The following is a 22,707-nucleotide window of genomic DNA, read 5'->3' on the forward strand; positions in this document are numbered from 1 at the left end:
GAGTTGAGATGAGCGCCCCCCGCGTCCTCGTCCACGTCTGCTGCGCGCCCTGCGCCATCGTTCCGGTCAGGGCGCTCATGGCGGAGGGCTTCGCGGTCACGGCGCTCTTCTACAACCCGAACATCCACCCGGTGGCCGAATACGCCCGCCGCCGCGACGCCATGGCCGCATACGCCAAAACGCTCGGCCTGCCCTTGATCGTCAAGGACAAGGGCTACGACCCGGCCGCGTGGTTTCGCCGCGTGTCCTTTCGCGAGGACAACCGCTGCTTCCACTGCCTGCACATGCGCCTGGAGGAGACATCCTTCATCGCGCGCGCGGGCGGTTTCTCGCACTTCACGAGCACCCTGCTCTACTCCCGCCGCCAGAAGCACGAGACGATCGCGGCCATCGGCCGCGACCTCGGCGGCGAGGAGATGAAGAGCCGCTTCCTGTATCGCGACTTCCGCGCGGGCTGGGCCGAGGGCATCGAGGAGTCCAAGCGCCTTAAGATGTACCGCCAGGACTACTGCGGCTGCCTCTTCAGCGATCTCGAACGGCGCAAGGAACTCCTGCAAGGTTAAGCGCGACCCGTTTTCCCGGGTCCATGCGTGGCAAAAGGTCCCTTTCCAGGCTGCTCAAAAAACGCCAGATGCTAGGCGTAAGGGAAATCCAGGCCCGACGCGTATTACCAATACGCGAGGGACTGGATTTTCCGTGGCAACGCCGCAGATGGGGCTTTTTCAGTCCCCAGGCTGCTCAAAAAGCGCTAGATGCAAGGCGCAAGAAAAGTTCAAGGCCGACGCGTATTACCAATACGCGAGGGTTTGAACTTTTCGCGGCAACGCCGCAGATGGGGGTTTTTCAGCAGCCTCACCTTACGCGGTCGGCGAATCGATTACCAAATCCTCCTCCGGCGGAATGGCGTAGGGCTCGTCGTTGACGATCACCACGGCCTGCCGCCTGGAGGTCGTGAGCAGGCGCACGGTCACGCGCTCCTGCGTGACCCAAAGCCTGTACCAAAGCCCCCGGTGCGTGAAGCTGAACGACAACCCGGTCCAGCGCTCGGGCAGGTGCGGCGTGACCCTCGGGTGCTCGCCCGAAAGGTCGAGCCCGGCGAAATGGCGCATCACGATCTGCAGCGTTCCGGCCATGACGCCGGTGTGGATACCCTCGGGCGTGGTTCCGCCCTGGGTGTCCTTGATGTCCGACTCCAGGGCTTCCTGGAACCAGTTCCACGAGACCCCATCCTTTTCGATGGACGACGAGACCACGGCGTGCACCACCTTGGAGAGCGTGGAGCCGTGGCTCGTGCGTGGCTCGTAATACTCGTAGTTGATGCGCAAAAGATCGAGGGGCGGCGGCACGTCGTAGCCAAGCTGCGTCAGGATGCGGTGCACTTCCTCGGGTCCGTGCACGTACCACAGCATCAAGGTGTCGGCCTGTTTGGCCACCTTGTAGTTGTCAGGCGAGTCGCCCTCGGCCTTGAGGATACGGTCCATGCGACCGATACTGTAGTAGCGCTTGCGGTAGCGCTCCCAGTCCAGTTCCTTGAGCTTCATGTAGCCTTCGAACTGGCTGATCACGCCCTCTTTTGTCACGGGCACGTACATTTTGCGCGTCATGTCGCGCCACAGTTCGACCTCTTCGGGCGTGCACCCCCCGCCCTGGCCCAGACGCCTGCGCGCCGCCGGAGGCAGCCGCTCCCACATGTTCAGCACTCGCTCCAACAGCCACACGACCATGACGTTGGTGTAGGCGTTGTCGGGCAGACCGGCCTTCTTCGCGCCGGGCAGTTTTTCGTGGAACTCGTCCGGCCCCATGACGCCCTCGATGTGATAGCGGCCGTCCTTGCCCTTTTTGGCGATGGTGGACCAGAATCGGGCGATTTCGAGCATGACCTCGGCGGCCTCCTGGCGCACGAAGCCCCAGTCGCCGGACACGGCCGCGTGCCGCCAGAGGTTGTAGAAGACCGCGATGGAGACGTGGCGCTGATTGCGCGAGAGGTCCGGCCCCCAGGTGCCGGAGTCGGGGTTGTAGTGCACCTCCTGGGTCTCCTCGCCGCCGTTGTCCGCGGCCTGCCAGGGATAGCAAGCTCCCTCGAGCCCCAACTCGCGGGCGAGTTTTCTGGCCGCGTCCAGCCTGCGCACGCGGTACATGAGCAGCGCGCGGGCCACGCGCGGCAAATTGAGCTCGTAAAAAGGCATGATGTAAAGCTCGTCCCAAAAGATGTGGCCGCGATAGGCCTCGCCGTGCCAGCCGCGCGCGGGCATGCCCACGTCAAGGCGCACGTTGTGCGGCCCGGCCGTGGTCAGCAGGTGATAGATGTGCAGGCGCAGCACCTTTTGGGCGAAGCGATCGTGGAAGACCTCCACGTCCGCCGCCTTCCACAGCCTTTTCCAAGCCCGCTCGTGCGGCGCACGCAAACGCCCGAATGTCGGGGCCTTGGCCAGGCTCTTTTCGGCCAGCGCCCGCAGATCGGCGCTTGCGCCGTCGTGCAGGCTCGTGTGCACGGCCACGATCTTCTCCACGACCACGGTGCACGACTCACGCAAAAACACGGCGAAGGTCTCGCTGGCCAGCCCTTCCTCGTAGGACGCATGCCGGGCCAGGGCCAGTTCCTCGCGCCCCACGAAGGCCCGCGTTCTGGCGCGCATGTAAATGTTGTGGCCCGAGGTGATGGTGCGCACGTGAAGTTCGAGCCCGTCCTGTGCCGCGCCGCCCGAGACCGGTTCGAGGTGGGTGCGCGTCAGCTCCCGGTAGCGGGCCACGTTGTCGTTGATGACCGTGCCGTCGAGGCTTGAACGGATGGTCACGGTCTCGGAGTAGTTGAGCGGCGTGAGGCTGTACTGGATGCCGCCCAAGTGCGGTTCGGCCATGGAGACGAGTCGCTTGGAGTGGATGCGCGTGAGCCTGCCCAGGCCGTCGCGGCAGATGATGGTCCGCCGCATCATGCCCTTCTTCATGTGCAGGGAATGGCAATAGGTGAGCAGTTCCATGGACAGGGGGCTCTTGAAGTCGCTGTTGCCGATCTTGATCTCGATGGGCAGCCAATTGGGGCAGTTCACCAGGTCGTTGTTGTAGACCGTGCGGCCGTGCACCTCGCTCGGCATGGTGTTGAAGAGCCCTGCCACGTAGGTGCCGGGATAAAAATTGAAGGAGGCCTTCTCTGATTCGGCCGCGCCGCGGGTGACGAAATGGCCGTTGCCCGTGGCGGTCAGCGCCTCGCGCAGTTTCTCGTCGCCCGGATCGAAACCGTGCCAGTCGATGTGCCAGGCATTTTTGGCTATGCCCTCGCGAAACCAGTGCCGGATATCCTCCAGGCAGGTCTCGGAGAGGTCCTGGACCACAAGGTCCGCGCCAAAACGGCGCAAGAGACCGGCCTCGCCCGTCCTGGCCACGCCGATCACGAGTCCGAAGTTGCCTGCCTCGCCCGCCTGCGCGCCGGAGACCGCGTCCTCCACCACCAGGCATTCGGGCGGCGTCACACCGATGCGTTGCGCGGCTTCGAGGAAGATGTCCGGATCTGGTTTGCCTTCGAGCCCCAGCTCCGCCGAAACCACGCCGTCCACCACGGCGTCGAAGAGATCGGCGATCCCGGCCAACTCGAGCACGAGCCCGGCGTTCTTGGAGGACGAGGCCACGGCCACAGGCAGTCCGGCGGCCCTGAGTTCCGCCACGAAGGCCACGGAGGAGGGAAAGACCTCCGGCCCTTTCTCGCGCAGGAAGGCCTGGAACAGATCGTTCTTCCTGTTCCCCAGGCCGCAGACCGTCTCCTCGTCCGGCGAGTCGGAAGGGTCGCCGTAGGGCAGCTTCACGCCGCGCGCCTCCAGGAACGACTTGACCCCGGCGTAGCGCGGCTTGCCGTCCACGTAACGTGAGTAGTCGTCGAAGCGGTCGAAGGGCAGGAACGGCGTCTTGTTCTTGGCTGCGTAGCCTTCCAGAAAGTCGTTGAACATCTTTTCCCAGGCCAGGGCGTGGACCGTGGCCGTGGCCGTGATGACGCCGTCGAGGTCGAAGACCGCACCGCGCGGTTCAGGGTGCATCACGCGTTCCTCCCGTTATCGTGTGAAATGCCGGATGCACGTCCGGCCTTCGAGCCGGAAAGTCCGGTAAGGTTCGTTTTCAGCCCGCCTGCCGACACGGCCAGGGCCGTTACCAACACGTCGGGTTCGGAAACGACGAAGCCCGTGCCGCAGACCTCGGGCAGCCGCGCCGCCAGATCGGGGTTCTTCGTCACCAGCACGGCTGCGGGCGCGGGCGAAAGTTCGGCCACGGCGCGGATCATGGGCAGGTCGGAGGAGGTGTCGCCACAGACCAGGACCGGGCCTTCGGCACAACCCAGGCCGAGTTCGCGGTCGAGGAAGCGCGCGGCCTCCCCCTTGTCGAAGTCCTTGTCCGTGCCTTCCACGGTCAGGACGATCTCCACGTCAAGCCCGGTGTCCTCGATGACCAGATCGCGGCCCTCGGGGTCGAGCTCGCGCGCAAGCTTCTCCACCTCGGCCAGAAACGCCCTGGATTCGGCGCCGGACACGGATTTCGTGACGTCCTGGCGGGCCACGGTGAGTTGGCCGTACTTGACCTGAAAGCCCGAGCCTATGAGCCCGAACTTGGCGTTCTCCGGCTTTTCGATCAGGTCGTGCAAACCGTGAGCTAGTTTGTCCAAAAGGGCCTGCTGGCGCACGGGCACGGCCTTGGCGTGGCGCTTTCCCTGGCGGTCCAGGCACTCGCGCCCCTTGGAGGCCGCGAGGTGGAAATGGCCCACGGGCATGACCGAGACATCGATAAGGCCGGGCCCGCGCAGGGGCGCGGAGGTCAGGATCAGGGCGTCCCTGGCCTTTTGCGCCGCGAACCTGCACAGGAACACGGCATTGTAGGCGGGCTGCACGCTCGAACGGTAGCGGCCGCAGTAGTTGTTCACCGTGCCGTCGCGGTCCGTGAGCATGGCCCGCCAGGGGCCTTTGGGGCCGTGCCCGGCCAGGAATTCCGCGAGCGCCTCCGTTTCCGCGACGAAGCCGGGATGGATGGCGGCCAAGTGCGCGAGCAAGGCCTCCTCGCCGTGGCGCAAAAAAATCAGATCCTTATCAAGCTCGTCGAATTCGTAGGCGAGGTCGGCCTCGATGGTCAGGCCCTCCTCGACGAGCAGCGAGCGGCGCGCCCCCTCGCCCGGCAGGCGCAAAAGACATTCGCGCGCACGGATCAGGGAATCGAACGCCAGGTCGGGCGGGGTCTCGTTCGAGAGCACGGCGCACACGGCGTCTCGCCGGGCAGCGGCCGTCAGGTCCATGAGATCGTAGAACTCGGCGAGCGTCGTAATGCGCTCCGGGACGTTTCTCGGCATGTGTCCTCCTCGTTGCCGGATGTCTCGCCGCGACGAACGGAACCTTCCGGTCCCTGTCTGTCCAATGTGACATGTAGCCAAACAGCGGGAAAAATGGCAAGGCAAAACGGCTGCGGGGGACGGCGGGGCTTCGTTGACAACAGTCAGGGAGCTTGCCTATACAATCGGAGGTATCCACCCCGCTCCCGTTTTTTTCGACCCATTGACCAGAACCGGAGGACAGCATGCCGCTCGTTTCCCCCAAGGAGATGTTCGCCAAGGCCTACGCGGGCAAATACGCCGTGGGCGCCTTCAACGTGAACAACATGGAGATCATCCAGGGCATCATGACCGCCGGAGCCGAGGAGCGCTCGCCGCTCATCCTTCAGGTCTCCGCCGGGGCACGCAAATACGCGGGCCAGAACTACATCATGAAGCTCATGGAAGCCGCGCTCATGGAGACCGACCTGCCCGTGGTGCTGCACCTGGACCACGGCCAGGACCTCGACATCTGCAAGCAGGTCATCGACGGCGGTTTCACCTCGGTGATGATCGACGGTTCGCACCACTCCTTCGAGGAGAACATCCGCGTGACCCGCGAGGTCGTGGAATACGCGCACGAGCGCGGTGTGTGGGTGGAAGCCGAACTCGGCGTGCTCGCGGGCGTGGAAGACGAGGTCAGCGCCGAGGAGAACATCTACACCGACCCAGATCAGGCCGTGGAGTTCGTGGAACGCACGGGCTGCGACTCGCTGGCCATTGCCATCGGCACCAGCCACGGAGCCTATAAGTTCAAGTGTGAGCCCAAACTCGACTTCGAGCGGCTGGAGAAGATAACCAACCTTCTGCCCGGCTATCCTTTGGTGCTGCACGGCGCCTCCTCGGTGCTCCCCGAGTTCGTGGAGATGGCCAACGCCTACGGCGGGCAGATCGCCGGGGCCTGCGGCGTCCCCGAACACCTGCTGCGAAAGGCCGCGACCCACGGCGTGTGCAAGATCAACATCGACACCGACATCCGGCTGGCCATGACCGCCGTGATCCGCAAGCATTTCGCCGAAAAGCCCGGCGACTTCGATCCGCGCCAGTACCTCTCCCCGGCCCGCGACGCGGTACGCGGCATGGTGCGGCACAAGATCCGCCACGTCCTGGGCTGCTCGGGCGCGGCGTAGCCCTCGAACCCTGGCCAAGCGCCGGGACAGGTATTACTTGACCACAAAGGAGCGACACCATGTCCATCAAGATCGGTTTCAACGGCTGGGGCCGCATCAGCCGCTACTTGGCGCGCCTGATGGCCGCCGACGGCTTCGCCCTGGACCTTTCGGTCGTCAACGCCCGCGCGGGCAACGCCGACCTGGCCCACCTCTTCAAGTACGACTCAGTGCACGGCCGTTTCGCGGGCGAGGCTGGAGCCCATGACGACGGCATCGTCATCAACGGGAAGAAGATCACGGTCACCCGCAACGCGCCCGGCGAGTGGAGTTGGGAGAAGCTGGGCGTGGATCTGGTCATCGAGACCACGGGCACGCTCAAGGACCGCGACGCCAACGCCCGTCACCTGGCCAGCGGCGCGAAGAAGGTCATCATGAGCGCGCCGTGCAAGGGCGCGGACGCGACGATCGTCATGGGCGTGAACGAATCCGTGTACGACCCGGCCAAGCACATCGTGCTCTCGGCCGCTTCCTGCACCACCAACTGCCTGGCTCCGGCCGCCAAGGTGATCGACGACAACTTCGGCATCCAGTACGGCCAGATGACCACGGTGCACTCTTACACCATGGATCAGCGCCTCCAGGACGGCTCACACAAGGACCTGCGCCGCGCCCGCGCCGCAGCCGTGAACATGGTGCCCACGACCACCGGCGCGGCCAAGGCCGTGGGCCTCGTGTTGCCCGGCCTGGCCGGCAAGCTCGACGGCATGGCCGTGCGCGTGCCCACGGCCGACGTCTCCATGGTGGATCTGATCTGCGAACTGAAAAAACCCACCACTCCCGATGAACTGAACGCTGCCTTCAAAGCCGCGGCCAACGAGAACATGGGCTACACCGAGGAGCCGCTGGTCTCCTCCGACTTCATCGGCGACACTCACGGCGGCGTGGTGGACGGCCTGTGCACCAGGGTCATGAACGGAACCCAGGCCAAGGTTCTGATCTGGTATGACAACGAGGCGGGCTTCACCCACCAGCTCCTTCGCCTCATCAAGACGGTCGCCGCCACGATGTAGACGACGCGACGCGACGTTTCGGGGGAAGGGACGCTCCCTTCCCCCCTTTTCGTCACAACTGCGGCGTAACGGAATCACGCGGACCTTTCCATGTCACGATTTCTCCCCGACGGCGAACGATTCTCCTCCGGCGAGCGCCTCCTGCGCCTGCTGGCCCTGATGCTGGTCTTCGCGGCCGTGATATGGGCCTTCTGGAAACAGAACGAGCGGATCATCTCGCGCATGGAGGAACGTCAGTCCGTGGCCGACCTCGGCGGCTACCTGAACGACGAGCAGCGCAGCTTCGTCAAGGGATTCCGCGACGCGCTGAAAAGCCGCTACGGCATGGAATTCCATCTGCGAATCGTGGATGACCGCCCCCTTGACCTGCCCGAGAGCGACGCCAAGACCGTGGTCATGGGGCTCGCTCCACAGCGCGGAGAGCTCGTGCTGCGCCTGCCGCCGCTGCTTTCCTCGGCCCTGGGCCAGGAGTTCCTGGCCGACCTTCGGGCCAACCATCTGGACACCTTCTGGGACGATCCCGACTGGCAGTCGCGGCTCCTGCTCGTGCTGGCCGCCATCTGGGAACGGCTCGACACCATTCACGGCCACAAAGGCGATTCATGAAACACGTCACCGTCTTCACGGACGGCTCCTGCCTGGGCAACCCCGGCCCGGGCGGATCCTGCGCCGTACTGCGCTTCGGCGAGAGCGAAAAGATCCTCTCCAAGGGCTACCGCCTGACCACGAACAATCGCATGGAACTGCGCGCGGTCATCGACGCGCTCGAAGCCCTCACCGAGGCGTGCCGCGTGGATCTGACCACGGACTCGCAGTACGTGCGCAACGCCATCACCAAGGGCTGGCTCAAGGGCTGGCAGAAGAACGGCTGGCGCACGGCCGACAAGAAGCCGGTCAAGAACCAGGACCTGTGGCGTCAACTCATCCCGCTGCTCGCCCGGCACCAGGTGACCTTCCACTGGACGCGCGGCCATGCGGGCCACGCGGACAACGAATTGTGCGACAGCCTCGCGCGTCAGGCCGCCTCCGGGGGCAACGGCTCCATGCGCGATGACGAGGGATTTTCCGCCGGGGCGTGATTCCACGCCAGCCCTCGCCAGACGCCTTTGGCCAATCACTTCGTCTTGGCCGCGACCGCCCGCTCCAAGGCCTCCATCAGGCTTTCCACCCTGACCGGCTTGGCCAGGTAGTCGTCCATGCCCGCGGCCAAAAACCTCTCCCGGTCGTCGGCCATGGCATGCGCGGTCAGGGCGATGATTGGGATACTCCTCTTCCCCTCGGGAAGCGTGGACTCCCGGATGGCTTTTGTGGCCTCCACGCCGCTCATGGTCGGCATCTGCACGTCCATCAGGATGCAATCGAAGTCACGCTCCGCGAACAGTTCGAGCGCCCGGCGACCGTTTTCGGCCAGGGTCACGTTGTGCCCGCTCTTCTCCAGAAGCAATTGCAGCGAGACTTGGTTGGTCACGTCGTCCTCGGCCAGCAGGATGCGAAGGCCCGACGCCGGAGCCGGACGCCGTTCCTGGGACTCCGGTTCAAGCGGCGCCTGTGCGGGGATATCGAACGGCAGGGCCACATGCACGACGGTTCCCTCGCCGAGCACGCTGTCCACGAAGATGTTGCCGCCCATCAGCCCCACGAGCCTGCGCACGATGGCCAGCCCAAGCCCCGCGCCCTGGTATTCCCTGGCGTAGTTGCCGTCCACCTGGACGAAGGGATCGAACAGGTCCCGCAGCCTCTCCTCGGGGATGCCGATGCCGGTGTCGGATATGGAGAAGAGCACCCGGAGGCTCTTGCCCCGCCGAGGCGAAACCACCGACATTTCCATGCTGACCGAGCCCTTATCCGTAAACTTCAAGGCGTTGCCCACAAGGTTGAACAGCACCTGTCGCAGCCGAATTTCGTCGCCCACGAGCTTTTGCGGCATGGCGGGATCGATGACGCACTCCAGCGCGACGCCTTTTTCCCTCGCCGTGGAGGAGAAAAGTTCGAGGACCGAAACGCAAACGTCCGAGGTGCAGAACTCTCCCTGAAGGATATGGATCTTTCCGGCCTCGATGCGCGAGAGGTCCAAAAGGTCGTTCAAAAGCTGGGCGAGACGGTCCGAGGAGCGCAGCGCCATCTGCACGTACTGCCGTTGGTTGACGTCCAGCGGCGTCATCTCCAAAAGCTCCATCATGCCCAGAATGCCGCTCAACGGGGTGCGCAGTTCGTGGCTCATGTTGGCCAGGAACTCCGACTTGGCCTTGTTGGCGGTCTCGGCCGCCTTCTTGGCCTCGACCAGGGCCTGTTCGCCCAGCTTCCGCGAGGTGATGTCCCGGATCGTGCCGATCTTCCGCACGGCCTGTCCTCGCCCGTCGGACTGGAACGTGCCCACGTCGTGCACCCATCGCTCCTGCCCGTCGTTCATCCGTATGATCTTGTATTCCTTGTCGAAGCGCCCGCCTTCATGCTGACCCAGACCGTGCAGCCGCACAACCTCGTCCCGCCATTGAGGGTGGATCAACGACGGCCAGACATCCAGAGAATGCCGCTCCTTCCGGGGAATGCCCAACAGATCGTTGAACACGGCCGAGCCCCCGAAGGAACTGTCCGCGAAATCGACGACATAGCTGCCGATCCGCGCCGCCTCCTGGGACTCGCGCAACATCTTCTCGCTTTCGCGCAGGGCTTCCATGGCCCGACGGTTTTCAGCCTGGAGCCTGAACGCGGCCATCTTGTCCGCCAGCCTGCGCGCGAAGACCTTGTAGAGTCTGCGGTCCCGGTCATCCATGGGCCTGGCCTGCTCGAAGAAGACGACGACCTCGTCCTCGCCCCCCTCGTTGAAGACCAGCCTGAGCAGCCGGGACTCGTCCACGACGCCGTCAAGCCTGGCTTGCGCCTGATCGAGCGTGGCGACTCCCCAGGCGGCGGTCAGACGCCGGGCACGACCGCTGCCGGAAATCATCCCGAAACAGCGGGCCCCGAAAAGTCGCGTCACCTTCTCGACCGCCTCCGCGGCAAGCTGCTCCTCGGATTCGGTGAAGGCCAACCCGGAAAGCTCGTGCAACGCGGAAAGCTCGGCCAGCAGCAAGGCCTGCGTCTGCGCGCCCGGCTCCCGTCCAGGGGCGTCTTCGTCATGCGGAAAAATCATGTTCATCAGGTGCTTCCCACCGCCACCACTGTCGTTTTGTTGTGAAACAACGGCACGTTGTCATGACTCCCGATTTCTCCGAAGGTCAGCGCGCCGAGAATGGGAAGGTCAGGCCCGACCGTCTCGCACAGGGCGCGTATCTCCTCGTCGAACCTGTCTCCCATGAGCATCGCTCTGGAAATACAGTCGAAAAGCAGCATGAACATCGGCTTCCCGCCGGGAAGGATGGCGGCCCGAGCGGCCTTCCTAGCTGTGTCGATGAGCCCTTCTATGCTGCATTCCATCACGTAGCCCACGGCCTGCGAGGGTATCTCCGTAATGAAGTCGATGCTGTCGTCGTCGTTGACCCGTAGCGGGTCTCGGATGACGAACTGACCGGAAATGTTCGGAAATCCAAGCGGATGTTCCATGGCCGCGTAGGCGAACCGATCCCTTTGGCCCAAGCCCAGACGCCGGGCATACTCCTGAAACGCGGGCGCTCCGTTGATCTCGTACACCCGCTTGTCCTCGGACCGACTGATGGCCAAGGGGTCTCCCATGGGGGTCCAGCCGTGCCCGATGCCCACGCCGACCTCAAGCCCGTGCACAAGAGTCACGGCCAGGGCGTCGCGGGACACGCCTTGTTCCGTGAACTGGTGGGTCTGGAAAAACTTGAGGTTGTCGCCCGCGCCGCCGCCGATGTACTGGAAATCCGGTCCGAGCTGGCTGTAGAGGCCGCGCAGCATCTTCGGCAGATTGGCCTGGAACCCGTCGGGCATGACGATTGCGGTGCCGCTCGAAAGCCCGCTTTCGCGGGCCGCGCGCCCCGCTTTCTGCCCGATGCCGTAGGGATCGCGGCCAAGATCGTTCTGCAGGGTGGTCACGGCCTCAAAATCACCGTTCAGGGCCAAAACGCCCACGCCCTGGGAGTGAAGTCCTGCGGCGGTGATCACACCGCCGCAGCAAAACCCCGCGATGCGCGAGGAACCCACGACGGCCCGGACCCCGGCGAGAACCTGCTCCGGGTCATAAGCGTCCGTGATGAAGACGAGAGTCAGGACCGGTGGGCCGCAAGCCGCCACGGCGCATTTTGCGGCCTCACGGCCTGCGGCAAGGGACTCCTCGTGCCCGCTGAACGACGCGCCCGCTTTCATGGCTTCCTCCCGTCAAACGACGCGGTCGGCGAGCGAAAAGGTCCGACTCCTTCGATCATCCCGCGACGACGCCGTGGTCTGCTTCTGGATAGCCCGAAACGCAAGCCCCTGCAATTGCGACAGGAACACGCAGAGCGCAAGGCTCGGCAGGGAGGCGCGGGAAAACCCGCGCCTCGTTGAGAAGAAAGCCCTACGACTTCAAAAACGCGGTCAGGGCCAGGGTGGTCGCGTACAAATCGGCCTTGGAGGCCAGTTCGAAGGGCGCGTGCATGGACAGGATGGGCGGGCCGAAGTCGATGATGTCCATGCCGTAGGCAGCCAGATACTTGGCCACGGTGCCGCCGCCGCCCTGGTCCACCTTGCCCAGTTCGGCCATCTGCCAGGGGATACCCGCGCCGTCCAGAAGGTTGCGCAGCCAGCCCACGTATTCGGCGTGGGCGTCGTTGGCCATGTACTTGCCGCCGTGACCCGTGAACTTGCAGAAGGTGGGGCCGTAGCCCAGCAGCGAGGCGTTCAGCCGCTCGTGCAGCTCCTGGTACTCCGGGTCCACGGCCGCGTGCACGTCGGCCGAGATGGCCTTGGCGTTCATGAGCGCGGTGCGGGCCTTGGTCTTGGGCTCCCAGGCCTCGATGAGCTCGTCGAGGCAGTATTCGAAGAACATGGACTTGGCGCCGGTGGAGCCGTCCGAGCCGATCTCCTCCTTGTCCCAGAGAATGACGATCTGCGTGTGCTCGGGGGTTTTGGCGTCCATCAGGGCGCGCAGGGAGGCGAAGCAGCTTATGCGGTCGTCGTGGCCGTAGCCGCCGATGAGCGATCCGTCCAGCCCCACGAGCCGCGCGGGCCCGGCGGGCACGGCCTGCAACTCGGCGCTGTAGAAGTCGTCCTCCACGATGCCGAAGCGCTCGTTGAGAAGCGTGAGCACGGTCTTCTTGACGCGGCCCTTGCCGTTCTCGTCGTCCTTCTTCTCGGCCGGGGCGGGCATGTGGCCGAGCACGATGGACAGCTTTTCGGCGTCGAAGGCCTCGGAGAGCTTCTGCTCGGCCTGCTTGCGGGCCAGATGCGGCAGGAGGTCTGCGATGGTGAAGACGGGATCGCGCGGGTCCTCGCCCAGCACCACCTCCACCACCCGGCCGTCCTTCAGGGCCACCACACCGTGCAGGGCCAGCGGCCGCGCCAGCCACTGGTACTTGCGGATACCGCCGTAGTAGTGGGTCTTGGCCAGCCCCACCTGCACCTCCTCGAAGAGCGGGTGCTGCTTGAGGTCGATGCGCGGGGTGTCGCAGTGCGCGCCCGCGAGGCGGAAGCCCTCGGACAGGGGCCGCTTGCCCCGGCGGGCCAGGAGGATGGTCTTGCCGCGCATGACGCGAAACCACCGGCCGCTCGCGGCGTCCTCGGAGAAGCCGTTCTTTTCGGCCAGGGCGCGGGCGTAGTCCACGGTCTCGCGCTCGGTCTTGCAGGCCGTGAGGAAGGTCATGTAGTCGTCGGCCAGCTTGTCCATGGCCTTGCGGTGCTTGGGGGTTGCATACACGTCCCACGCCGAGCGGGGCTTGGATTCGAGTTCGGGGGTCTTTTTCTTGGCGGCCATGCGGCGTTCGCTCCTTAGGGATTGTCCGGATTAGGGGTCGCGGCGGCGAAGCCCTGGGCAAGGGCTTCGGCGACCAGGGGAAATTCGTCGCGGCGAAGGGTTCTGGGATCGAGCATGAGCGCGCCGCGCTCCACGCGACCCACGAGCGGCGGGTCCGTGGCCAGGAGCGCCTGACGCAGGTTCTCCGCGCGCACGGGCGCGGCCGGGGTCAGCTCCACCAGGCTCGTGGGCAGGTCGAACTCGGGGAACGAGCCGCCGCCCACGCGCGAGACGCCCGGCGCGACGCGCACCCCGGCCAGCCCGGCAAGCGCCGTGCGCAGCCGCGCGGCCAGGGCGCGGGCCTTGGCGCGCAGTTCGTTTGGCGCGGCCGTGATCATGGCCAGGGTCGGTATCTCGGCCCGGGCGCGCTCGGGATCGAGGTAAAGGCGCAGCGTGGCCTCCAGCGCGGCCAGGGTCATCTTGTCGATGCGCAGGGCACGGTTGAGTGGGTTCTTCTTGATCTTGTCGATCCATTCCGCCCGGCCCACGATGATTCCGGCCTGCGGCCCGCCCAGAACCTTGTCGCCCGAAAACGTCACGATGTCCGCGCCCGAGGCCACGGTCCGCTGCACCGTGGGCTCCTCCAGGGACAGGCCCGCGGCCTGGCGGAAATCGAAGAAGCTGCCGCTGCCCAGGTCCTCGACCACGGGGATGCCGCGCGCGCGGCCGAGCGACACGAGGTCCTCCAGCGGAACCTCCTTGGTGAAGCCGATGATGCGGAAATTCGAGCAATGCACCTTGAGCAGCATGCCCGTGTTCTCGGTGATGGCCTGCTCGTAATCGCGCAGGTGGGTGCGGTTGGTGGCTCCCACCTCGACCAGTTCGGCCCCGGAGCGGCGCATCACGTCCGGGATGCGGAAGGAGCCGCCGATCTCCACGAGCTGCCCGCGCGAGACCACGACCTCGCGGCCCTTGGCCAGGGTGTCCAGGACGATGAGCACGGCCGCGGCGTTGTTGTTGACCACCAGGGCGGCCTCGGCCCCGGTGATGCGGCAGATGAGCTTCTCCACGTGCGCGTAGCGGCTGCCGCGCGCGCCCGTGGAAAGGTCGAACTCCAGGTTCGAGTAGTTGCGGCAGGCGTCCGTCACGGCCCGCGTCGCGGCCTCGGCCAGGCAGGAGCGGCCGAGGTTGGTGTGGATGACCACGCCCGTGGCGTTCAGCACGCGGCGAAAATGCGGCCTCGCCCCCCTGCGCACGAAGGCGAGCAGACGCGGCAAAAGGCGCTCCATAGACAGGTCGGATTCGTCGCGCACCGCCCCGGCCCTGATCTCCTCGCGCAAGAGGTCGAGAAAGGCGTCGGCCAAGTCGCGCACCAGGGCGCGCGGCAGGGCGGACAACTCGGGATCGTCCGCGAGGTGGCGCAAAAGGCGGTCCATGGACGGCAGGTGTCGGAAGAGCGCGGACACGCAGGCTCCTTTGGCTCAGTCGTGCGGGGGAAGCAACAGCCGAGGGTGTTTTGTAAAGAACTCCCCCAGCAAATACAAGGAGCCGCAGACCAGCACCAGCCCGTGTTCGGCGGTCAGGGCCAGGGCCGTGTCCAGCGAGGCCACGGGCACGGCGCGCGGCCCGATGATCCGGGCCACGGCCGCGTGGTCGCTCTCGCGGCCGGAAACGTTCAGGCGCGGCACCACGACCGGCCCCTCGCTGAGCGCGAGCACCAACGGCGCGAGGCCTTGCACGTCCTTGTCCGCGAAGCAGGCGAAGACCACGGCCCCTGGCCGCTGGCCCGACTCTTCAAGGGCCGCGCCCAGGGCCGCGAGTCCCGGCGCGTTGTGCGCGCCGTCGAGGATGAGGGCCGCATGTCCCTCGCCAGCGGGCACGCGCTGCATGCGGCCCGGCAAAAAGGCCGTGGCCAGGGCGCGGGCCTCGGCCTTAGGGTCGGACAAAACGCCCAAGGGCCCGGCCGCGCGGCGGAAGGCGGCCAGGGCCAGGGCCACGTTCTGGCGCTGGTGCGGCCCGTCAAGGCCAAGCGGCGTGCCCGGCGGCAATGGCTCGACGACCTCCAAAGGACAGCCGAGGAGCCGCGCTTGGTTTTCGAGTTCGCGCATGGCCTCGGGCTCTTGCCGCGCGCAGAGCACCGGCAGGCCCGGCCGCATGGCCCCGGCCTTGTCGCGGGCGATGCTCGCGATGTCGGGCCCGAGCACCTTCATGTGGTCCAGGCCGATGGAAGTGAAGACGAGCAGATCGCGTGAAAGCGCCGTGACCGCGTCGAAGCGGCCGCCCAGGCCCGCCTCCAGCACGGCCGCGCGCACCGGCTCGCTGCCGGGGTCGTCCGGAGTGGCGGGAGCGGCGGGAGCGGCGGCGAAGGCGGAAAGCGCCAGGGCGGTCAGGAATTCGAAATATGTGAGGCCAAGCTCCCCGGCCGGTTCGGCGATGCGGTTGGCGGCCGCGAGGAACGCATCCTCCGGGAGGGGACGGCCGTCGCGCTTGACGCGCTCGCGCACGTCGCAAAAGTGCGGCGAGGCGTAAAGCCCGGTCTCGACGCCGTGGGCGCGCAAGAGTGCGTCGAGAAAGGCGCAGGTGGAACCCTTGCCGTTGGTGCCGACCACGTGCAAGGCGTAAAACGGCGGCCGCGAGAGGCCCGTCCGTTCGAGAAAACGCTCCATGCGGCCGAGCGAAAGATCCATGTGGAACAGGCCCAGGGCGTCCAGATGGGACAGCAGTGCGTCGTATGTGGCGAAGCGCTTTGGCATGGCGTCTTTGGGCGCTCTACATGCGGGCGAGGGCGGAAGCAAGGCCCGCCCGGCCTGTGGCGGGCCGGGCGGGTGGAGGCGTGAGGCGCTTGGAGGCGTGTTCTACCAGTTGGTGGCCAAAAGCTCGAAGTGGGCGCGCGGATGGATGCAGGCCGGACACAGATCCGGGGCCTCGGGACCGTCGTGAACGAAGCCGCAGTTGCGGCAGCGCCACGTGGTCGCGACCTCGCGCTTGAAGACGCGGCCTTCCTTGATGTTCGCGGCGAAATCGAGGAAGCGGCGCTCGTGGAACTTCTCAGCCACGGCGATGTTCATGAAAACCTTGGCGATTTCGTCGAAGCCTTCCTCCTGGGCGATCTTTGCGAAGCCGGGGTACATCTCTGAATACTCGTGATGCTCGCCCTCGGCCGAAGCGATGAGGTTGGAGCGCGTGTCGGCGATGATTCCGGCCGGAAACGCGCCGCTGATCTCAACTTCGCCGCCCTCCAGGAACTTGAAGAGGCGCTTGGCGTGCTCCTTCTCCTGCTCGGCCGTCTCGACGAAGATGTCAGCGATCTGCACGAAACCTTCTCCCTTGGCCTTGCTGCCGAAGAAGGTGTAGCGGTTGCGCGCCTGGGACTCGCCCGCGAAGGCGGTCAGAAGGTTGCGTTCGGTGCGGGTGTTCTTCAGGGATTTCATGTGTGCTCTCCTTTAGCGTGGTTGTATGTGTCCCCCGGCGCGGCGGCACGGGGAGGGGCTGGCTTCGGGTCCTGCGGCGCAGGCGCGGCATGTCCCGGTGAGCTTGACTTGGACGTGCTCGGCGCGAAAGCCTGTGCCCGCGTCGGCCAGGCCCGCGATGTCGAACCCCTCGGGCAGATCGACATCCTCGATGCGGCCGCAGACGCGGCACACGAGGTGCGCGTGCGGCTCGTCCGTGCGGCCGTCGAAGCGGCGCTCGTGGCCGAGGTCGAGTTCCTGGATCACCCCGGCCTGGATCAGGCTGTTCAGGGTGTTGTAGACCGTGGCCTTGCTCATCCAGGGCAGTTCCAGGGCCGCGCGGGCATGCACCGATTCGGCGCTCGGATGCGAGGAGTCATCGGCCAGGAGGCGCACGATGGCCTCTCGCTGCGGCGTGACGCGAAGCCCGCTTCGCCGCATGCACTCGATCATCCGGCCTGCCCGGCCCTGAGTGGTGTTTTCGTGCGTGGTCTGGTTCATGTCGTGCTCATTTGTTGGATTCATTCTAAAATAAGAATGATTCTTGTCAACAACTTTTTGAAAAAAGAGCGGCTTTTTTCTTCCGGAGCGTTTTAGGCAAGGCATCATCGCGCAATTTATGAATAAATTTCCGCACATCCAAAAAAGTGAGAAAGGTCGAAAAAAGGCGGCTCGTCCCGCGAACGATGGAGGTGCTTCCTTGGAGGATCGGTCGTGGTCCTGGGTAAAGGCTCGTCCGTGCATATTGGTGACGAGGCGCGCGGCATTCCCGCCTTGACCGCCCTCCCCCGCCCGGTTTATGGATTTTCCCCGCTTTCGCCCTGGGGCGGAATCGGTGTAGCATGCCCCATCGGCCTTCCCGAGGCGGCAAAATGGCACCCCAGGCCGCTCCGGTCGGGAATGCCGCCGCGCCAAACCATACGCGCCCGTAGCTCAGGTGGATAGAGCAGGAGCCTTCTAAGCTCTTGGTCGGGGGTTCGAATCCTCCCGGGCGCGCCACGCCATCACAATGCAGGCGTTTCTGTGAACACGGAAACGCCTGCATTTATTTTTTACGCTGCCAAATGGGCAGCTTCATTACCAGAAGAATACATCACGTTCCTCAAATTTCTTTGACGAAGACAGTTATTAATGTATAATATCTTACAATAATAGTGCCTATATACGCACCATAAAGCATGTTCATCATGCTTTATATGGGAGAAAATCATGTTCCCATTCAGCCATGAACAATTTCTACCATGCACACTTCAAGAACTCATAGAAGTCCGCGAGAGACTCCCATTTGCCGATGTCCACGCCCCGCTCCATCTTACAGACGATATGGATGCATATGAATTACACTCGGGATTTCTCGTCGAAGGAAGCCAGGGTGTCTTCTGCGTTTCGTCTTTGCGTCTGCTCCGGGAAGCAAGTTCTGGAAAAAGCGCGCATGAAATCGCACGATCCCCAGACGACCTCACAGAGCTCGAACACCTCCATAGATACGGCGTCATCAGAACCGGAAACGGTGGCAGCGGAAAATTGATCACCCATGAGGCTGGGAACGAGTTTTCACGGTTGTATGAGAATCGGAACCTGACGTGGTTCTCCTACATTCCGCAGAAGATCGAGATGGATATCACCACAAAGTGCAACCTGCGATGCATTCATTGCTCCCGGGAGGCGTCTCCGGAGGCAAGGCAGGGAAGCATGACGCTTGAGGACTACATCCGGATTATCGAACAAGCTGCGGAAATCGGCGTACCGAACTTGACGGTCATGGGAGGAGAACCCACCACCCATCCCGAATTCATCGAACTGGCCCTGATCGCGCGAGTGGCCGGGGTCAAGAGCCTTTCGACGAGCACGAACGGCTGGCTGGTCGACGCCGCGCTGGCGCACAAGATGGCCCGTCTTTTCGGATCGGTCCAGGTCAGCCTGCACGGCGCGAAAAGCGCGACGCACGACGCCATTGTCGGTCGCAAAGGCGCATTCGAGCGCGCGGTGCGCGCGCTTTCGCTGTTGCGCGACGAGGGCGTGGCCTCGCTGAACATCTCCTTCTCGGTCATGCGACAAAACGCGACCGAGATTTCGGCCATGGTCGAACTGGCCAAGGATCTGGGCATAACCGAACTGCGCTTCCTGGTGCTCACCCCCGAGGGTAGGGCCCTGAACCTTTCGACCTGGGGCGAGGACGAAAAACGGGAAATCGCCGATCAGCTTGGCGGCTTGCGCGTGGCCTTCGGCAACTGCGTGGACATAAGCGCGGGCGGTTTCCCGCCCTACGACGGCATATCGAAGACAGCCGCGTTCTACGGCTGCCCGGCGGGAAGAAACCTGCTCTACATAGACGCGCAAGGCCGCGCCAAGCCTTGCCATTGCACCGGCATCGACCTCGGCGACGTTCGCGAATCCCCCTTGCTTGATCTGTGGCACAGCAAACCAATGCAATCCTTGCGTTCCAGACTCGATTGCTGCGAATACAGTCAGGTCTGCGCTGGGGGCTGTCTTGGCAATGAGGAATGGCTGCAAAAATTCTTTCACCATGCATGAGGAGGACAAGATGGACGCAAGAATGGAAATGGCGGTTCGCGACATCATTCGCGAGGAGTTCACGCGCCTGCGCAACTCGCTGACAGGCGTGCCGGGCGGCCTGGCATCGGACTGCGGATGCTTCTACGACCAGGGATGTTGTCGCGACCAAGGGTGTTGCAACGACAAAGGATGCTGTGGGCAAAAGAACCTCGGCAAGCTCGACGAACTCACATCGGGCCGGTTCGACGTTCTGCAGGAATTCATTCTCTCCAACAAGGAACCGATCATCAAGTTTTTCAAGGAGCGCGGCGTAGAGGTCAATCTTTAGCGCAATCCCCACGACATCCGACAGCCCATGTTCTGCCGGGAGCGAAGCGTCCGCGAACCTGTTGCGCGGTCCACGCGCCATATTTTTGCGCCCACACGGGCGAACCAGGAACGCGGTGTGAAAAAACGGCCGCCCTGGATTACTCCGGGGCGGCCGTGTGTTTTCTCTCCAGAGATTTCGCGCCTGGGATTTCGCGCCTGGGATTTCGCGCCTGGGCGGCACTCGCGGGCTCATGTCCCGCCTTGATGCGTGTGGCGCGTGTGCAGCGGTCTGCTAGTCGGGCCTGCGCACCACCAGGGTCCCGGCGATGTAGTCGTGCAGGGCCTGCTTTCTGGGCGTGAAGGCGGCCATGAGGTAGCCCAGCAGGAAAATGAGGCCGGAAAGCAGCTTGCCGAAGTAGCGCAGCGTGGCGCGGCCAAAGCTCAGCCGCCGCCCGTCCATGTCCGTGACCACGATGCCCATCATCCGCTTGCCGAAGGTGGCCTGGTGGGCCGACGACTCCTGCAGGGCATAGTACCCCCAGGAAAGGCACAAGGCGATGATCATGCCCATGGTGTCGTCACGCGTCAGTTCCTCGCCGCTGACGTTCTCCACGCCGCCGAAGTCGAGGAAATAGGTCAGCGCGAACGTCACGACGAACAAAATTCCCTGGTCCGCGATGTAGGCCCCCAGGCGCTGCATGAAACTCGCGTATCCGCCGTTGCGCCCGGCTTCCGCCGCGCGCCGCGCCTTCAATTCTTCCCAGCCGTCGTCGTTCCTGTCCATCGAGCCTCCCGTGGGCGGCCAAAGCCTCGCGGCCCGGCCCTGATCCGTCAGGATATAGGCCCCAAGCCCATGCGAACGCAAGCCCCGCGCGGCCCGAAACCCACGATTCGCCGCTTTGCGGCCACGGCGGCCCGTCTCCCCGCACACTCGCGGCGGAAGGCCGTTTTCAGCGTCATGAGCACGGCGGGCATTGCCAAAACGCCCGGCTGCCGCCATAGTGCGGCCCATGCGCGCCATACAGGTGGTCAACGTCCGGTTCTTCAACGCCACGGCCTGGTACGGCCTGTACCTGACCCGCCTCATGCGCGAGGCCGGGCACCAGGCGCTGGTCATCGGGCTGCCGGATACCGAAAGCTTCGAGGTGGCGCGCGAATGGGGCATCGAGCCCGTGCCCATGGACATGAACACCACCCACCCCGGCCGCCTCCTGGCCCTGTACCGCGAGATGGCCGACCTCGTACGCGATTTCCGACCGCACGTGGTCAACTGCCATCGCGGCGAATCCTTCCTGCTCTGGGGGCTCCTTAAGCGCGCCACGCGCTCCTTCGCCCTGGTGCGCACGCGCGGCGACCAGCGCCTGCCCAGGAACAACCTGCCCAACCGCTGGCTGCACCGCGATGTGGCCGACGCCGTGGTGGCCACCAACTCCTCCATGGCCCGGCACTTCATCCAGGCCATGGGCCTGCCCTCGGAAAAGGTCTGGACCATCCTGGGCGGAGTGGACACCGGCCGCTTCCGCTTCGACCCCGAGGGCCGCGCGCGCGTGCGCGCCGAGTTCGGCTTCGCGCCCGAGGACGTGGTGGTGGGCATCGTGGGCCGATTCGACCCGGTCAAGGGGCAGGAGGATCTAATCCGCGCGGCCGGGGAGGCCAGACGCCTGGGCGGCTGCAGCTTCAAGCTCTTCTTCGTGGGCTTCGATTCCATCACCGGCAGCGGCGAGATCAAGGAATGGTGCCGCCGCGAAGGCGTGGACGACATCGCCCGCCTTTCGGGGGCGCGAAAGGACGTGGCCGCCTGCCTCTCGGCCCTGGATATGGGCGTGTGCGCCTCGCGCTACTCCGAGACCATCGCCCGCGCGCCCATGGAGATCATGGCCTGCGGCAGGCCGCTTATCGCCACGCGGGTGGGCGTGCTGCCCGACCTGGTGCCGCCCTCGGCCCTGGCCGCGCCATCCGACCCCGAAGACCTCGGCCGCCTGTTGCACAAGGCCCTGACCCGGCCCGACTGGCTGAAGGCCGTGCAGGTGGACGAGCAGCGCATCATGGCCCAGTATTCGGGCAAGGATTTCCTCAACCAGACCCTGAGCCTCTACCAGGGACTGACATCCGGACTGCACGCCTGAGAGCACGCATGCGAGAACCCGTCACCGCCGTGATCCTGACCTTCAACGGCCAGCGCCTGCTGCGCGAATGCCTGCAAAGCCTCGACTTCTGCGACGAGATCGTGGTCGTGGACTCGGGCAGCACGGACGAGACCCTGGCCATCGCCGCCGAGTTCGGCGCGCGCGTGCTGCACCGCGCCTGGGAAGGCACGATCCCGCAGTTCCGCTTTGCCTTTACGCACGTGGCCACGCCCTGGGTGGTGACCCTGGACCAGGACGAATACTGCTCGCCGGAACTGCGGCAAGCCATCGTCCAGGCGCTCGAAAACCCCGGCAGCGCGTGCGGCTTCTACGTCAAGCGGCGCTCGTTCTACCTCGACCGCTTCCTCAAACATTCGGGCTGGTATCCGGACTGGCTGTTCAGGGTCTTCCGCATGGACGGCTTCGAGCTCAAGGGCACGCTGCCGCACGAGGAGTTCCGGCCCAAGGGCGAGGCGGGCCGCATCCACGAGGACATCGTCCACTATCCTTATGAGGATCTGGCCGAGCACCTGCGCAAGATCGCGGCCTACACCAAGACCTCGGCCGGGATCATGTACGCGCGTGGCAAGCGCTGCGGCGTGGCCGGGGCCTGCCTGCGGGCGCTTGGCCGCTTCGTGAAGAAGTACGTGTTCAAGCTCGGCTTCCTCGACGGCCGCGCGGGCTTCGTCCTGGCGCTGTACGACATGCTCTACGTCTTCCAGAAGTACCTGCTCCTGGAGGAGATGCGGCTGCGCGACGAGAAGACGGGCAAGCCCTCTTCCCGCTCCTGACCCATTCCTGAGCCGTCCCTCGCATCGACCGCCTTCCCAGGCTGCCACGGAAAAACGGCGCGGCCATCGGGCGCGTTTTGAGCAAAATCGAAGCCCCTCCCTGGCGTCCGGACCGCCCGGACGCAAGGGAGGGGTGTGACGGTGACTCAGGCAACCGTGTCGCTC

19 protein-coding genes and 1 tRNA gene are annotated in these 22,707 nt (G+C 65.0%); 10 read left to right on the forward strand and 10 right to left on the reverse strand.

The window, feature by feature from the left end; genetic code table 11:
- Positions 1 to 8 precede the first annotated feature (8 nt).
- The gene (locus DSAT_RS04190) at positions 9 to 563 is read left to right on the forward strand and encodes an epoxyqueuosine reductase QueH (RefSeq protein WP_020886346.1); all 555 of its coding nucleotides are present in this window, start codon (positions 9 to 11) and stop codon (positions 561 to 563) included.
- A gap of 294 nt (positions 564 to 857) precedes the next feature.
- Here DSAT_RS04190 and DSAT_RS04195 read toward each other — a convergent pair whose 3' ends face one another.
- Both DSAT_RS04195 and DSAT_RS04200 read right to left on the reverse strand, forming a co-directional pair.
- Complete coding sequence (locus DSAT_RS04195; RefSeq protein ID WP_020886347.1) at positions 858 to 4,025, reverse strand: beta-phosphoglucomutase family hydrolase; 3,168 nt, start codon at positions 4,023 to 4,025, stop codon at positions 858 to 860.
- The gene (locus tag DSAT_RS04200; RefSeq protein WP_020886348.1) at positions 4,025 to 5,320 is read right to left on the reverse strand and encodes a hypothetical protein; all 1,296 of its coding nucleotides are present in this window, start codon (positions 5,318 to 5,320) and stop codon (positions 4,025 to 4,027) included. Before DSAT_RS04200 ends, DSAT_RS04195 begins: the two co-directional genes overlap by 1 nt.
- A gap of 224 nt (positions 5,321 to 5,544) precedes the next feature.
- On the opposite strand from DSAT_RS04200, the gene fba reads away from it, so the two are divergent.
- The 4 genes from fba (at position 5,545) to rnhA (ending at position 8,599) form a co-directional block, all read left to right on the forward strand.
- The gene (fba, locus tag DSAT_RS04205; protein ID WP_020886349.1) at positions 5,545 to 6,468 is read left to right on the forward strand and encodes a class II fructose-1,6-bisphosphate aldolase; all 924 of its coding nucleotides are present in this window, start codon (positions 5,545 to 5,547) and stop codon (positions 6,466 to 6,468) included.
- A gap of 59 nt (positions 6,469 to 6,527) precedes the next feature.
- Positions 6,528 to 7,520, forward strand: coding sequence for a type I glyceraldehyde-3-phosphate dehydrogenase (gap, locus tag DSAT_RS04210; protein WP_020886350.1), 993 nt, complete (start codon positions 6,528 to 6,530; stop codon positions 7,518 to 7,520).
- A gap of 90 nt (positions 7,521 to 7,610) precedes the next feature.
- The gene (locus DSAT_RS04215) at positions 7,611 to 8,126 is read left to right on the forward strand and encodes a hypothetical protein (protein ID WP_020886351.1); all 516 of its coding nucleotides are present in this window, start codon (positions 7,611 to 7,613) and stop codon (positions 8,124 to 8,126) included.
- Entirely contained in the window at positions 8,123 to 8,599 is a 477-nt protein-coding gene (gene rnhA / locus DSAT_RS04220; protein ID WP_020886352.1) for a ribonuclease HI, read from the forward strand. Before DSAT_RS04215 ends, rnhA begins: the two co-directional genes overlap by 4 nt.
- Positions 8,600 to 8,634: 35 nt before the next feature.
- On the opposite strand, the gene DSAT_RS14790 is transcribed toward rnhA, so the two are convergent.
- From DSAT_RS14790 to DSAT_RS04255, 7 genes are all read right to left on the reverse strand, one after another.
- The gene (locus DSAT_RS14790; protein WP_020886353.1) at positions 8,635 to 10,659 is read right to left on the reverse strand and encodes a response regulator; all 2,025 of its coding nucleotides are present in this window, start codon (positions 10,657 to 10,659) and stop codon (positions 8,635 to 8,637) included.
- A complete protein-coding gene (locus DSAT_RS04230) occupies positions 10,659 to 11,786 on the reverse strand; it encodes an FIST signal transduction protein (protein ID WP_020886354.1) in 1,128 nt (375 codons plus the stop codon). Before DSAT_RS04230 ends, DSAT_RS14790 begins: the two co-directional genes overlap by 1 nt.
- A gap of 190 nt (positions 11,787 to 11,976) precedes the next feature.
- Complete coding sequence (locus DSAT_RS04235) at positions 11,977 to 13,371, reverse strand: aminopeptidase (RefSeq protein WP_020886355.1); 1,395 nt, start codon at positions 13,369 to 13,371, stop codon at positions 11,977 to 11,979.
- 14 nt (positions 13,372 to 13,385) lie between these two features.
- A complete protein-coding gene (gene selA, locus DSAT_RS04240) occupies positions 13,386 to 14,816 on the reverse strand; it encodes an L-seryl-tRNA(Sec) selenium transferase (RefSeq protein ID WP_020886356.1) in 1,431 nt (476 codons plus the stop codon).
- Positions 14,817 to 14,831: 15 nt separating this feature from the next.
- Complete coding sequence (locus DSAT_RS04245) at positions 14,832 to 16,103, reverse strand: bifunctional folylpolyglutamate synthase/dihydrofolate synthase (RefSeq protein ID WP_020886357.1); 1,272 nt, start codon at positions 16,101 to 16,103, stop codon at positions 14,832 to 14,834.
- Between the two features lie 102 nt (positions 16,104 to 16,205).
- Positions 16,206 to 16,781: a rubrerythrin gene (rbr, locus tag DSAT_RS04250; protein ID WP_020886358.1), complete on the reverse strand. Its 576-nt coding sequence runs from the start codon at positions 16,779 to 16,781 to the stop codon at positions 16,206 to 16,208.
- 12 nt (positions 16,782 to 16,793) lie between these two features.
- Entirely contained in the window at positions 16,794 to 17,300 is a 507-nt protein-coding gene (locus DSAT_RS04255; protein WP_020886359.1) for a Fur family transcriptional regulator, read from the reverse strand.
- Between the two features lie 421 nt (positions 17,301 to 17,721).
- On the opposite strand from DSAT_RS04255, the gene DSAT_RS04260 reads away from it, so the two are divergent.
- The 3 genes from DSAT_RS04260 (at position 17,722) to DSAT_RS04270 (ending at position 19,644) form a co-directional block, all read left to right on the forward strand.
- Positions 17,722 to 17,798: transfer RNA gene (locus DSAT_RS04260), tRNA-Arg, on the forward strand.
- A 210-nt stretch (positions 17,799 to 18,008) separates the two neighbouring features.
- Positions 18,009 to 19,334, forward strand: coding sequence for a radical SAM/SPASM domain-containing protein (locus DSAT_RS04265; protein ID WP_020886360.1), 1,326 nt, complete (start codon positions 18,009 to 18,011; stop codon positions 19,332 to 19,334).
- 10 nt (positions 19,335 to 19,344) lie between these two features.
- Positions 19,345 to 19,644: a hypothetical protein gene (locus DSAT_RS04270; RefSeq protein WP_020886361.1), complete on the forward strand. Its 300-nt coding sequence runs from the start codon at positions 19,345 to 19,347 to the stop codon at positions 19,642 to 19,644.
- Positions 19,645 to 19,917: 273 nt separating this feature from the next.
- On the opposite strand, the gene DSAT_RS04275 is transcribed toward DSAT_RS04270, so the two are convergent.
- Positions 19,918 to 20,409 (reverse strand): RDD family protein, encoded by a 492-nt coding sequence (locus DSAT_RS04275; protein WP_020886362.1) that lies wholly within the window; start codon positions 20,407 to 20,409, stop codon positions 19,918 to 19,920.
- A gap of 226 nt (positions 20,410 to 20,635) precedes the next feature.
- Between DSAT_RS04275 and DSAT_RS04280 the strand changes: the two genes are divergently transcribed.
- Together DSAT_RS04280 and DSAT_RS04285 are read left to right on the forward strand one after the other, a co-directional pair.
- On the forward strand, positions 20,636 to 21,751 hold the full coding sequence (locus DSAT_RS04280) for a glycosyltransferase family 4 protein (protein WP_020886363.1): 1,116 nt from the start codon (positions 20,636 to 20,638) through the stop codon (positions 21,749 to 21,751).
- Positions 21,752 to 21,759: 8 nt separating this feature from the next.
- Positions 21,760 to 22,542 (forward strand): glycosyltransferase family 2 protein, encoded by a 783-nt coding sequence (locus DSAT_RS04285; RefSeq protein ID WP_020886364.1) that lies wholly within the window; start codon positions 21,760 to 21,762, stop codon positions 22,540 to 22,542.
- The last annotated feature ends 165 nt before the right edge of the window (positions 22,543 to 22,707 follow it).

The sequence above is a fragment of the Alkalidesulfovibrio alkalitolerans DSM 16529 genome, assembly GCF_000422245.1.
Lineage (GTDB): Bacteria > Desulfobacterota > Desulfovibrionia > Desulfovibrionales > Desulfovibrionaceae > Alkalidesulfovibrio > Alkalidesulfovibrio alkalitolerans.

Bases quoted from the DNA above. Each gene is read 5' to 3' on its own strand.
- fba (WP_020886349.1), top strand. From the start codon at position 5,545: ATGCCGCTCGTTTCCCCCAAGGAGATGTTCGCCAAGGCCTACGCGGGC.
- DSAT_RS04275 (WP_020886362.1), bottom strand. From the start codon at position 20,409: ATGGACAGGAACGACGACGGCTGGGAAGAATTGAAGGCGCGGCGCGCG.
- DSAT_RS04265 (WP_020886360.1), top strand. From the start codon at position 18,009: ATGTTCCCATTCAGCCATGAACAATTTCTACCATGCACACTTCAAGAA.
- DSAT_RS04245 (WP_020886357.1), bottom strand. From the start codon at position 16,103: ATGCCAAAGCGCTTCGCCACATACGACGCACTGCTGTCCCATCTGGAC.
- DSAT_RS04270 (WP_020886361.1), top strand. From the start codon at position 19,345: ATGGACGCAAGAATGGAAATGGCGGTTCGCGACATCATTCGCGAGGAG.
- rbr (WP_020886358.1), bottom strand. From the start codon at position 16,781: ATGAAATCCCTGAAGAACACCCGCACCGAACGCAACCTTCTGACCGCC.
- DSAT_RS04215 (WP_020886351.1), top strand. From the start codon at position 7,611: ATGTCACGATTTCTCCCCGACGGCGAACGATTCTCCTCCGGCGAGCGC.
- DSAT_RS04200 (WP_020886348.1), bottom strand. From the start codon at position 5,320: ATGCCGAGAAACGTCCCGGAGCGCATTACGACGCTCGCCGAGTTCTAC.
- rnhA (WP_020886352.1), top strand. From the start codon at position 8,123: ATGAAACACGTCACCGTCTTCACGGACGGCTCCTGCCTGGGCAACCCC.
- DSAT_RS04280 (WP_020886363.1), top strand. From the start codon at position 20,636: ATGCGCGCCATACAGGTGGTCAACGTCCGGTTCTTCAACGCCACGGCC.
- DSAT_RS04285 (WP_020886364.1), top strand. From the start codon at position 21,760: ATGCGAGAACCCGTCACCGCCGTGATCCTGACCTTCAACGGCCAGCGC.
- gap (WP_020886350.1), top strand. From the start codon at position 6,528: ATGTCCATCAAGATCGGTTTCAACGGCTGGGGCCGCATCAGCCGCTAC.
- DSAT_RS04255 (WP_020886359.1), bottom strand. From the start codon at position 17,300: ATGAACCAGACCACGCACGAAAACACCACTCAGGGCCGGGCAGGCCGG.
- DSAT_RS04230 (WP_020886354.1), bottom strand. From the start codon at position 11,786: ATGAAAGCGGGCGCGTCGTTCAGCGGGCACGAGGAGTCCCTTGCCGCA.
- DSAT_RS04195 (WP_020886347.1), bottom strand. From the start codon at position 4,025: ATGCACCCTGAACCGCGCGGTGCGGTCTTCGACCTCGACGGCGTCATC.
- DSAT_RS04235 (WP_020886355.1), bottom strand. From the start codon at position 13,371: ATGGCCGCCAAGAAAAAGACCCCCGAACTCGAATCCAAGCCCCGCTCG.
- DSAT_RS04190 (WP_020886346.1), top strand. From the start codon at position 9: ATGAGCGCCCCCCGCGTCCTCGTCCACGTCTGCTGCGCGCCCTGCGCC.
- DSAT_RS14790 (WP_020886353.1), bottom strand. From the start codon at position 10,659: ATGAACATGATTTTTCCGCATGACGAAGACGCCCCTGGACGGGAGCCG.